This window comes from Streptomyces viridosporus T7A, from assembly GCF_008704515.1.
Lineage (GTDB): Bacteria > Actinomycetota > Actinomycetes > Streptomycetales > Streptomycetaceae > Streptomyces > Streptomyces viridosporus.
Map to the genome: position 1 here is coordinate 3,804,953 of NZ_CP023700.1, position 11,829 is coordinate 3,816,781.

At 73.8% G+C, this 11,829-nt stretch carries 8 protein-coding genes; 4 read left to right on the forward strand and 4 right to left on the reverse strand.

The window, feature by feature from the left end; all coding sequences use genetic code 11:
• Window positions 1-67: 67 nt before the first annotated feature.
• Both CP969_RS17505 and CP969_RS17510 read left to right on the forward strand, forming a co-directional pair.
• Window positions 68-1,996 carry a membrane protein gene (locus CP969_RS17505; RefSeq protein WP_016825788.1) on the forward strand — a complete coding sequence of 643 codons (1,929 nt, stop codon included), beginning with the start codon at window positions 68-70 and terminating at the stop codon, window positions 1,994-1,996.
• A gap of 264 nt (window positions 1,997-2,260) precedes the next feature.
• Window positions 2,261-3,817: a sodium:solute symporter family protein gene (locus tag CP969_RS17510; RefSeq protein ID WP_016825787.1), complete on the forward strand. Its 1,557-nt coding sequence runs from the start codon at window positions 2,261-2,263 to the stop codon at window positions 3,815-3,817.
• 18 nt (window positions 3,818-3,835) lie between these two features.
• Here CP969_RS17510 and CP969_RS17515 read toward each other — a convergent pair whose 3' ends face one another.
• The 4 genes from CP969_RS17515 to CP969_RS17530 all read right to left on the reverse strand — a co-directional run bounded on the left by CP969_RS17515 (window position 3,836) and on the right by CP969_RS17530 (window position 9,437).
• Complete coding sequence (locus CP969_RS17515) at window positions 3,836-4,954, reverse strand: ADP-ribosylglycohydrolase family protein (RefSeq protein WP_026085097.1); 1,119 nt, start codon at window positions 4,952-4,954, stop codon at window positions 3,836-3,838.
• Between the two features lie 251 nt (window positions 4,955-5,205).
• Window positions 5,206-5,787: a hypothetical protein gene (locus CP969_RS17520; protein WP_078495396.1), complete on the reverse strand. Its 582-nt coding sequence runs from the start codon at window positions 5,785-5,787 to the stop codon at window positions 5,206-5,208.
• 60 nt (window positions 5,788-5,847) lie between these two features.
• On the reverse strand, window positions 5,848-8,523 hold the full coding sequence (locus tag CP969_RS17525) for a bifunctional FO biosynthesis protein CofGH (protein ID WP_016825784.1): 2,676 nt from the start codon (window positions 8,521-8,523) through the stop codon (window positions 5,848-5,850).
• A 59-nt stretch (window positions 8,524-8,582) separates the two neighbouring features.
• Window positions 8,583-9,437 (reverse strand): LLM class F420-dependent oxidoreductase, encoded by an 855-nt coding sequence (locus CP969_RS17530; protein ID WP_016825783.1) that lies wholly within the window; start codon window positions 9,435-9,437, stop codon window positions 8,583-8,585.
• A 319-nt stretch (window positions 9,438-9,756) separates the two neighbouring features.
• Between CP969_RS17530 and CP969_RS17535 the strand changes: the two genes are divergently transcribed.
• Entirely contained in the window at window positions 9,757-11,304 is a 1,548-nt protein-coding gene (locus tag CP969_RS17535) for a CehA/McbA family metallohydrolase (RefSeq protein ID WP_016825782.1), read from the forward strand.
• An 11-nt stretch (window positions 11,305-11,315) separates the two neighbouring features.
• Window positions 11,316-11,726: a nitroreductase/quinone reductase family protein gene (locus tag CP969_RS17540; RefSeq protein WP_016825781.1), complete on the forward strand. Its 411-nt coding sequence runs from the start codon at window positions 11,316-11,318 to the stop codon at window positions 11,724-11,726.
• The last annotated feature ends 103 nt before the right edge of the window (window positions 11,727-11,829 follow it).

Genomic DNA, 11,829 nt, shown 5'->3' on the forward strand with positions numbered 1-11,829 from the left:
ACGGGCAGGCCGCCGGTCACCGGAACGCGGCCGCGCACAGGAGACGGGACACGGGGAGTGCCTTCAGGTGGCCACTGCGGAGCCGACACGCGCCGACGACGCCGATCCGGGCCGGGGCACCGGCTCGGGAACCGGACCGCGAATACGCGTGCCCGACGCGCAGCACCCGGGGGACCCCACGGCGCACCCGCAAGACCCCACGGCGCGTCCGGAGGCCCCCACGGTCCCCGCCCCTGACGGCACCGGCGGCGGCCCCCGCACCTCCCGTGCCGGGGCCGCCGTCCTCGCCGTGCGCGCCCGTGTGCTGCGGCACCCCGTCCTGTCCGTCACCGCCCTCGCCGGTCTCCTGCACGTCGTCTGGTTCTTCACGTTCGCCAACAGCGGCGGCGACCTGGCGGCGCAGGACGCGTGGGCCGAGTTCGTCGGCCGGCACCCCGACTCCGCGTACAACCTGGCCTGGTACGGCGGTATGCACCCGGTGTCGTACAGCGTGGTGTCCCCGTACCTGATGTCGCTCCTCGGGGTGCGGACGACGATGATGATCGCGGGGACGGTGTCGGCGGGGCTGCTGACGCTGGTCCTCATGCGCAGCCGGGGTGTGCGCAATCCCCTGTGGGCGGCGCTCGCGGGCGTGTTCGCGCTGCTGTGCAACGCGGCATCGGGACGGGTGACGTTCGGGCTGGGCACCATGTTCGCGCTCGGCGCGGTCGCGGTCGTCTTCTGCTGGCCGTACCGGTGGCGCTACAAACGCTGGGCGAAGGCCCTGTGCGCGGCCCCGCTGGCGGCCCTGGCCACGATGGCCTCGCCGGTCGCGGGGTTGTTCGTGGGTCTGGTGGCGGTGGCGCTGTTCTTCCAGAAGCGCCTGCCCGGGGCGTGGGCGCTCGGGCTGGCGCCGAGTGCGGTGGTGGCGGTGTCGGCCTGGCTGTTCCCGTTCTCGGGGACGCAGCCGATGGGCCTCGGCTCGGTGGTCCTGCCGCTGCTGTACTCGGTCCTGGTGGTCGTCCTGGTGCCCCGGGAGTGGAAGACCGTCCGCATCACGTCCGCGGTGTACGGGCTCGGGGTGGTGCTGGTCTGGCTGATCAGCTCGCAGATCGGCTCGAACATCACGCGGCTGGCGATGCTGTTCGCGGGCGTGGCGCTGGTGGCCGCGCTGCCGTTCGCGGCGCCGAGGTCCCGCAAGTGGTACGCGATCGTGGTCGCCTCCGTCTTCTTCACCGGCTGGATCGGCTTCAAGTCGGTCGACGACGTCGTGCACACCACCCCGCGGGCGTCCTGGGCGCGCGAGCTGGCGCCGCTGGTGAACGAGCTCCAGGAGGTCGGCGCCGAGCGGGGCCGGGTGGAGGTCGTCCCGGCCCGCTCGCACCGCGAGGCCTCCGCCCTCGCCCCGTACGTCAACCTGGCCCGTGGCTGGAACCGGCAGGCCGACATGGAGCGCAACCCGCTCTTCTACGACGACACGCTCAACTCGGCGAACTACCACGCGTGGCTGAAGCGCTGGGGCGTGCACTTCGTGGTGCTGCCGAAGGACGAGCCGGACGGTGACGGCGGCCAGCGGGAGCGGGAGCTGGTGCAGCGCGGGCTGCCGTACCTGAAGCAGATCTGGGGCGACGCCAACTGGCAGCTGTTCGAGGTGAGCGACCCGACCCCGCTGGCCGAGCCGGACACGGTGGTGGAGCGGGCCGAGCAGGGCGGGATGACGCTGCGCGTGGAGAAGGCGGGCCGCGTCCTCGTCCGCATCCCGTACTCGCCGTGGCTGAGCATCGTCGACGCCGAGGGCGACAAGCTGGATCCGCCGCAGGAGACGGAGGAGTCGAAGAACCGTCCCGAGGGTGCGCCGAAGACGTACGAGAACGTCCACGGCTGCCTGAGGGAGACGGAGGAGGACGCGAACGGCGACCGGTGGACGATGCTGCTCGCCCCGAAGGCGGGCACGTACCGGCTGGAGGCGCCGTACCAGTGGTCGCGGGGCACGCCCTGCCCGGACGAACTGCGCTGAGACGACCCGTCCGACCGGCCCCCGGGCGCCCTTCCCGCCGGTTCGCGGTGCGGATTCCACGACACCCTCCTCGTTCACATACATGAACCAAGGTCACCTAGTCGAACATTTTTGCCTCCTCTTGACCTGACCCTTTCTTGTCGCGCCCACGCCACCCCACCCACGATGAGCGGGCACTTCGCGGCGCTTCTCGCCCCTACCCCACTCAGGCGAAGTGCCAACCGGGTGAGTGGAGTTCACAAGGCGGACCCCGGAAGGGGGGACATGAACAGTCTCGACTGGGCGGTGCTCATCGGCTACTTCGCCGTGATGATCGCCATCGGCATCTGGTCCCACAAGCGGGTGGACAACGTCAGCGACTTCTTCACGGCCGGCGGCAGGATGCCGTGGTGGCTCTCCGGGATCTCCCACCACATGTCGGGCTACAGCGCGGTGATGTTCACCGGGTACGCGGGCATCGCCTACACCTACGGCGTGACGTCCTTCGTCACCTGGTCCTTCCCCATCGCCCTGGGCATCGCCATCGGGTCGAAGCTGTTCGCCCCCCGGATCAACCGGCTGCGCTCCCGGCTCCACGTCGCGTCCCCGCTGGAGTACCTGAAGAACCGCTACGACCTGAAGACCCAGCAGGCGCTGGCCTGGTCCGGCATGCTGCTGAAGATCGTGGACGTGGGCGCGAAGTGGGCGGCGATCGCCACCCTGCTGTCGGTGTTCACCGGCGTCTCGCTCAACCAGGGCATCCTCATCACCGGTGCGGTCACGGCGGTCTACTGCACCATCGGCGGCCTGTGGGCGGACGCGCTGACCGAACTCGGCCAGTTCGTCATCCAGTTGCTGGCCGGGCTCGCGATGCTCTTCGCCGTCCTCGCCGAACTCGACGACCACGGCGGCTTCTTCGGCGCCTGGGACGAGCCCGAACTCCAGGGTCACGGGGAGCCGCTGGTCGGCCCGTACGGCACGGTCTTCCTGCTGGCGTTCCTCTTCATCAAGCTGTTCGAGTACAACGGCGGCATGCTCAACCAGGCCCAGCGCTACATGGCCACCCCCACCCCCCGGGAGGCCGAGCGTTCGGCACGGCTCTCCGCGGTGCTGTGGCTGGTCTGGCCGCTGGTGCTGTTCTTCCCGATGTGGATGTCGCCGCTGCTGGTGGACTCCCGGAAGGCGGACGGCTCCGACTCCTACGCCCTGATGACCGAACAGCTGCTGCCGCACGGCCTGCTGGGCCTGGTCATCGTCGGCTTCTTCTCCCACACGATGGCCATGTGCTCCTCGGACGCCAACGCCATCGCGGCCGTCTTCACCCGCGACGTGGCACCGGTGCTGTCGGCCAGGGCGCGGGCGTGGGGCGAGCGTTCGGGCCTGATCGCGGCGCGGGTGACGACGGTGGTCTTCCTCGGCCTGTCCATGGCGGTGGCGACCCAGGTCGACTCGCCGACCTTCAAGGACATCATCACGGTCGTCATCAAGTGGGTGGCCGGACTGATGGGCCCGATCGCCATCCCGATGATGCTGGGCCTGCTGCGGCCGTTCCGCCGCTCCGGCCCGACGGCCGCGCTCACCAGTTGGGCGACCGGCCTGCTGGCCTTCTGGCTGGTGAACTACCCGATCCACTGGTCCGTCGACGGCGGCGTGCCGCTGGAGTACCAGGTCTCGATCCCGCTGGCCGTCTCCCTGGTCCTGTACGTCCTCATCGGCTACGCGAAGCCGGAGGACACCCCGGAGCGGCTGGCGCTCATCGAGCGCATCAACACCGACGGCGACGGCTCGGCCGCGGCGGCGGTGCCGGCGCAGGACGGGGCGCCCGCGCCGATGAAGGACTGACCCGCGCCCCGCGGGGCCTCAGGCGCCCCGCGGGTAGCGCGCCAGCCACGCGGGGGACGAGCCGCCGGGCCCGTGCAGGGCGGGGCCCTGGGTCATCTCCATGGCGAAGTCGTCGGCGAGCTCCAGGATCGTGGGGCGGCCCTCCAGTTCGACCAGCCAGGCCGGCGGGAGTGCCGTCTCGCCGTGCAGGGCGCCGAGCAGACCGCCGGTGAGGGCGCCGGTCGCGGCCGAGGGCCCGTCGTGGTTGACCGACAGCCGCAGCCCGTGCCGTACGTCCTCGCCCACCAGGGCGCAGTACACGGCGGCGGCCACGGCGCCCTCGGCGGTCGCGGCGCCGACCAGCTGGGTCACCCGCTCCGGCGTGGGCACGCCCTGCCGCACGGCCCCCAGCGCCTGCTGCAGTGCTTCGGACACCGGCTCGTGACCGGGCCGCGCGGCCAGCAGCGCGAGCGTCTGCTGCACCGCCGCGTCCAGGTGCTCGCCCCGGGCCAGCGCGTGCACGATCACGGCGTACGCGCCCGCCGCGAGGCAGGCGGTGGGACGCCCGTGGGTCTGTGCCGCGCACTCCACCGCGAGCTGGGCGACGAGCTGCGGCTCCCAGCCGACGAGCAGGCCGAACGGCGCGGAACGGGCGGCGGCCTCCGGTCCGGCCTCGGCGGGGTTCTTGGGCGCCGCCGGCGTCCCCATCGTCTCGTCGCCGAGCCCGATCAGCAGCGCGCGGGCCGGGTCGCGGCGGGCGTACAGCCACTCCTCGCGGGCCAGCCAGCCGTCTTCCTCGCGGCGCTCGTCCGGGCCCCAGTCGCGCTGGGTGGTGGCCCAGCGCAGGTACGCCCGGTGCAGGTCGGTGGGTGGGTGCCAGGCGCCGGTGTCGCGCCGCACCTGGGCGCGGATCAGGCCGTCCACGGAGAAGAGGGTGAGCTGGGTGTGGTGGGTGACGGCACCGCGCCGGCCGTAGGCGGGGGCGAGGTCGGCGAGGCCCCCGGCGCCGTGCGCCCGGCGGATCGCGTCGAGGTCCAGCCCGTCCACGGGCGCGCCGAGCGCGTCCCCGACGGCCGCCCCGAGCAGCGTCCCACGCACCCGGCTGCGGAAGTCCTGCTGCTCACGGCGCCCCCACACGGGCCCGGCAGTCGCCCCCACCCAGACCTCCCAGGCACCGTCCGTACGTGCGACGCCCAGCACTGTAATCGAACCGGGAGGTCCGGTTCAGGAGCAGGGAGGTATGGGAGAAGTGACCGAAGTGGTCGGGTCCGGCCACACGTGGCCGCCCGGATCGGCGTCGGACGCCCGCCCCGGGCCACCGTGCCGGCCGCCCGCTCCGGGCGCCCTGCCGGACGCGTGGCGGGCGTCCGCCGGACGCGTGGCGGGCGGGAGGCTCCGGGCCCGTGCGGCTACTCCACGACCCGGACCGTCGTCCCCGCCGTGCCGAAGGCCCACAGGGCCTCTCCGTCGGCCTTGGCGACGCGGATGCCGCCGGTCCGGGCGCCCGAGGCGGGGGGCGGGGGCGAGGAGCCGTCCACGGCGTTGGAGAAGGCGACGGAGACGCCGGACTTCGCGGTGAAGTAGAGGATGTGCTCGATCTCCACGCCGTCGCTCCCGGTCGTGGCCTCGGTGCGGGTGCCGATCGTGTAGGAGCCGGGGTCCGGGGGGACCGTCCCCGGCCACACCGTGAAGGAGCGGCGGGCGGCGTCGCTGGCGTCGACCAGCCACACCCGCTGCTGGCCGAGGGAGTAGACGATCCGGCGGCCCGTCCCGGAGCCGTCCGGTACCGCCACCGGCTTCCTCTCCGCCTCCGGTTCCGCGGACGACTCCGCGGACGGCTTCGCGTCCGCCGTCGCCGACGCACTCGGCCGGCTCGTGGCGGCGGTGGGCTTCGCCCCCTGGTCGGCCTGCACCGCCAGGACGGCCACCACGGCTATCGCCCCCGTGGTCAGCCCGGTCACCCAGGCCCACGAAGGAAGACGGGCTGGCACCGGTACGCATCTCCTCGGTCGGACGGAGTTCCGATCCCCGACAACAGGGGTCGGATCATCCTACTGCCAGCCCGTGCCCTGCCTCGTCCCCGCCGCCCCCGCACTTCCTGCCGTTCCCGCACTTCCTGCCGTCCCCGCCGTCCCGCCGTTCCCGTCCAGCACCGGCAGCAGCTCCGGCAGGTGCCCGTCCGAGGCCTCGGCCGCGCGCCGGCGTTCCTCCGGGACCTCGCCGTACAGGGTGGTGCGGGGCTTCGCCGGGCGGCCGGCGGCCTCCGCGACCGCGATCAGGTCCTTGACCGACTTGTAGGAGCCGTAGGAGGAGCCCGCCATGCGGGAGATGGTCTCCTCCATGAGGGTGCCGCCGAGGTCGTTCGCGCCCGAGCGGAGCATCTGAGCCGCCCCCTCCGCGCCCAGCTTGACCCAGCTCGTCTGGATGTGGGGGATGTGCGGGTGGAGCAGGAGGCGGGCCATCGCCGTGACCGCGCGGTTGTCGCGGACCGTCGGACCGGGACGGGCGATGCCGGCCAGGTAGACCGGGGCGTTGGTGTGCACGAAGGGGAGCGTCACGAACTCCGTGAAGCCCCCGGTCCGCTGCTGGATCCCCGCCAGGGTGCGCAGGTGCCCGAGCCAGTGGCGGGGCTGGTCGACGTGGCCGTACATCATCGTCGAGCTCGACCGGATGCCCAGCTCGTGGGCCGTCTCGACGACCTCGATCCAGGTCGCCGCCGGCAGCTTGCCCTTGGTCAGGATCCAGCGGACCTCGTCGTCGAGGATCTCCGCCGCCGTGCCCGGGATGGTGTCCAGGCCCGCCTCCCGGGCCGCCGTCAGCCACTCGCGGATCGACAGGCCGGTGCGGGCCGCGCCGTTCACCACCTCCATCGGGGAGAAGGCGTGCACGTGCAGGCCGGGGACGCGCTCCTTGACCGCCCGCGCGATGTCGAAGTACGCGGTGCCGGGCAGGTCGGGGTGGATGCCGCCCTGCATGCAGACCTCCACCGCGCCCACGTCCCACGCCTGTTGGGCCCGGTCGGCCACCTGGTCCAGCGAAAGCGTGTACGCGTCGGCGTCGGTGCGGCGCTGGGCGAAGGCGCAGAAGCGGCAGCCGGTGTAGCAGACGTTGGTGAAGTTGATGTTGCGGGTGACGATGTAGGTGACGTCGTCGCCCACCGCCGACTTGCGCACGTCGTCCGCCACCCCGCACAGCGCGTCCAGCGCCGGGCCGTCCGCGTGCAGCAGGGCGAGGGCCTCGGCGTCGGTCAGCCGCGTCGGGTCGTCGGCCGCCGTGCGCAGGGCCGCGCGCACATCGGTGTCGATGCGCTGCGGCGCCATCCCGGGGACGGCGGCCTCGCGCAGGGCCTCCCAGTCGCCGTAGACCTCGTCGAAGTCGTCGCGGCGGTCGGCGGTGCGGCCCTCGGTGTCGATGGTGCGGTGCAGGTCGGTGCGGCCGCTCGCGGTGAACGCCTCGTCCGGCTCCTGCCAGGGGCGGCCCTCGACCACCGCGTCCGGGCGGGCCAGACCCGTGGCCGGGTCGGCGAGCGCGGCCACGTGCGGGCGCAGCCGCGGGTCCAGCCAGGGCTCGCCTCGGGTGACGAACTCCGGGTAGACGCAGAGGCGTTCGCGCAGCTCGAAGCCGGCCGCCCGGGACTTCTCGGCCAGTTCGTCGATCTGCGGCCAGGGCCGCTCGGGGTTGACGTGGTCGATGGTGAGCGGGGAGATGCCGCCCCAGTCGTCGATGCCCGCCGCGATCAGCCGCCCGTACTCGGAGTCGACCAGGTTCGGCGGGGCCTGGAGACAGGCGGACGGGCCCAGCACGTGCCGGGCGACGGCGACCGTGGCGACCAGCTCGTCGAGTTCCGCGTCCGGCATGCCGCGCATCGCGGTGTCCGGCTTGGCGCGGAAGTTCTGGACGATCACCTCCTGCAGGCCGTGGTGGGCGCGGGAGACCCGGCGCAGGGCGAAGAGGGACTCGGCGCGCTCCTCGTAGGTCTCGCCGATGCCGATGAGGATGCCGGAGGTGAAGGGGACGGAGGAGCGGCCCGCGTCCTCCAGCACGCGTAGCCGCACGGCCGGCTCCTTGTCCGGGGAGCCGTGGTGCGGGCCGCCCGGCTCGGACCACAGGCGGGTCGCGGTGGTCTCCAGCATCATGCCCATGGAGGGCGCGACCGGCTTCAGGCGCTGGAAGTCGGTCCAGGTCAGCACGCCCGGGTTGAGGTGGGGCAGCAGGCCCGTCTCCTCCAGGATGCGGATGGAGATCGCGCGGACGTAGGCGATCGTGTCGTCGTAGCCGTGCGCGTCGAGCCATTCGCGCGCCTCGGGCCAGCGGTCCTCGGGCTTGTCGCCGAGGGTGATGAGGGCTTCCTTGCAGCCGGCGGCGGCGCCCCTGCGGGCGATGTCCAGCACCTCGTCCGGCGACATGAACATCCCGTGCCCGGCGCGGCGCAGCTTGCCGGGCACGGTGACGAACGTGCAGTAGTGGCACTTGTCCCGGCACAGCCGGGTCAGCGGGACGAAGACGCTCTTCGAGTACGTGATGACACCGGGACGGCCCGCCGCCTCGAGCCCCGCGTCCCGGACCCGGGCGGCCGAGGCGGACAGGTCCGTCAGGTGCTCACCGCGCGCCTGGAGCAGGACCGCGGCCTCGGAGACGTCCAGGGAGACGCCGTCCCGGGCGCGTTTGAGAGCGCGACGCAGGGAGTTCTCGGTGGGGCCGGTTCCGGAGGCCGCGGAGGTCGTCATCCTTTGAGCATACGTTCGGGGTGATCAGGGCAAAGGGCGGCCGGGCGCCCGACGGGCGCTCACCGGGCGTCGACGAACGGCTGGTACGCGTCCAGCGCCCGCAGCACCTCCGCCTCCCCCGCCGGCGGCAGCTGCACCACGGTCTCCTCGATGCCGAGTTCGGCGAAGTGGGCGAGCTTGCCCGGGGTGGGGAGGACGGCGTACGGCACGACCTGGAGCGCGGCCGGGTCGCGGCCCGCGTCGGCCCAGGCGGAGCGCAGCGCCGGCAGCGACTCGGACAGGCCGCGCCCGCCGATGGGCAGCCAGCCGTCGGCGTACTCGCAGAGGTGCGCGAACAGCCTCGGCCCGGCCGCCCCGCCGATCAGCGTGCGCGGGCCGACGACCGGACCGCGCGGCTTCTGCACCGGCTTGGGGTACGCGAAGCTGGCCCGGACGCTGCCGAACTCGCCCTCGTACGCGGTCGGTTCCTCCGTCCACAGCGCCCGCATCAGGCCCATCCGGTCCCGGACCAGTTCGCGCCGGGTGCGCCACTGCACTCCGTGGTCGGCGGCCTCCTCGACGTTCCAGCCGAAGCCGAGCCCGAGCGTGAACCGGCCGCCGGAGAGGTGGTCCAGGGTGGCGATCTGCTTGGCCAGGTCGATCGGGTCGTGCTGCGCGGCGAGCGTGATGCCGGTGGCGACCCCGAGCCGCTCGGTGACGGCGGCGGCCTGCCCGAGCGCGACGAAGGGGTCCAGGGTGCGGCCGTACTCGCGGGGCAGTTCACCGCCCGCCGGGTACGGGGTGGTCCGCTCGACGGGGATGTGCGTGTGCTCGGGCAGGTACAGCCCGGCGAACCCGCGCTGCTCCAGCTCCCGGGCGAGCCGGACGGGGGTGATCGTCTCGTCGGTGAGGAAGATCGTGACGGCGATGCGCATGGGCGGCCTTTCGTACGCGGACGACGGACCCATCAATACCGCCGCCCGCCCCATCTGTCCATACCGACCGGTCGGCATCGCCTCGGCCCGCCGGAGAGGGCCCTGCGCCGCGGGCCGGGCCTGCGCCGCGGATCGCTCCTCCCCCGCGCAATCCGCCGATTCCCTTGCCTTGCACGGCAGTTCACCGCTCACTACCAAGGTGGCACCGCGCCGTCCCCGCACCGCCCGAGACCTGTCCCCCGCCCGGGATCCGTCACCCCCGAGCCCCGTTCCCCTCCCCCTGAGTCCCGTCACCACCCGACCCCCTGGGAGCAGCAGCATGTGCGAGGAGCACCGCACCGCGCAGGAGCACCGCACCGCGATCGGACGGCGCGCCGTCTTCGCGACGGGTACGGCCGCCGCGATTACGTTGGGAGGCGTGAGCTTCGCTTCCGCGGCGGACCGCGACGGCCGGGGGTCCCCGGGGCCCCGGGAGACGAGGACGGTGCGCGGCACCCTCCCGCCGGGCGCCCCCGACTTCGTGTACGTCCCCGTCGAGGTGCCGGACGGCGTGCGCGAGATCGCCGTCGCCTACACCTACGACCGGCCCGCCGTACCGGCCGGCACCCCCGGCAACGCCCTCGACATCGGCCTCTTCGACGAGCGCGGCACGGAGTTGGGCGGCCGGGGCTTCCGCGGCTGGTCGGGCGGGGCCCGCACCGCGTTCTTCCTCCGCGCCGACGACGCCACCCCGGGCTACCTCCCCGGCCCGGTGCGCGCGGGCACCTGGCACATCGCGCTGGGCCCGTACACCGTGGCCCCGCAGGGCCTGTCGTACGAGATCACCGTCACGCTGACGCACGGCGAACCCGGGCAGACGGCGCGGCCCGTGTATCCGCCCGAGCGGGCCGGGGGCCGGGGGCGGGCCTGGTACCGGGGCGACTGCCATCTGCACTCCTGGCACTCCGACGGCCGCCGCACCCCCGCCGAGATCGCCGCGCTCGCCCGCGCGGCCGGGCTGGACTTCATCAACAGCTCCGAGCACAACACCCACTCCGCGCACGCCCATTGGGCCGAGGCGGCGGGCGACGACCTGCTCGTCCTGCTGGGCGAGGAGGTCACCACGCGCAACGGGCACGTCGTGGCGCTCGGCACCGACCCCGGCACCTTCGTCGACTGGCGCTACCGCGCCCGCGACGACCGCTTCGGCCGGTTCGCCCGGCAGATCCGCCGCGCCGGCGGCCTGGTCGTCCCCGCCCACCCGCACGCCACCTGCATCGGCTGCGCCTGGAAGTTCGGCTTCGGCGAGGCGGACGCCGTGGAGGTGTGGAACGGTCCCTGGACGCCCGACGACGAGGTGGCGCTCGCCGACTGGGACGGCACGCTGGTCGCCTCGGTGCGGGACGGGCGCGGCTGGATCCCGGCGATGGGCGGCAGCGACGCCCATCGCGACCCGGACGTCGTCGGCCACCCGCAGACCGTCGTCCTCGCCGACGACCTGTCCCGGGCGGCGGTCCGGGAGGGCATCCGCGCGGGGCGCTCGTACGTGGCCGAGTCCCGGCACGTCTCCCTCGCCTTCACCGCCTCCGGCGGGCGCGGTGAGCACGCCGGGATCGGCGAGCGGCTGAGGGTGGACGGGGACACCCCGGTCACCGTCCGCCTGGAGGTGACCGGCGCCCCGCGCTGCACGGTCCGCCTCGTCACCGACCAGGGCGTCCTGCACACGAGCGCCCCGCTGCCGGTGTCCGGCTCGGGGGTGGTGGAGTGGCGGACCACCCCGTCGTACGCCGCCTACGTGCGGGCCGAGTTGCGGCACGAGACGGCGGCGGGCCCACTGCCGGGGGCGCTCGCCGCCTTCACCAACCCGATCTTCCTGGGCCGGCGGTAGGCTCGCCCGCGATGACCCCTCGGACCCCTCGGCCCTCCCGCGCCGAACGCAAGTACCGGATCGCCACCGCCTTCCAGCGCCGGATCAACCCCGTCCTGCGCCGGCTGCCGTTGCAGACCGTGCTGGAGACCACGGGCCGGGTCTCCGGCCTGCCCCGCCGGACCCCGGTGGGCGGGCGGCGGACCGGGGGCTCCTTCTGGCTGGTGTCGGAGTTCGGCGAGCGGTCCCAGTACGTCCGCAACATCCAGGCGGACCCCCGGGTGCGGGTGCGCCTCCGGGGCCGCTGGCACACCGGCACCGCCCACCTGCTGCCCGACGACGACCCCGTCGCCCGGCTGCGCGCCCTGCCCCGCTTCAACAGCGCGGCCGTACGGACCCTCGGAGCGGGGCTGCTGACGGTGCGGGTGGACCTGGACGACTGAGCGGGGCGGAATACGCCGCCGTCGCCGCCCGGTTCCCCTGGCGGTGCGTCGGTTCGGCGACGACGGTGACACCCGCGCGTACGTGGACGCAGAACGTGTGGGG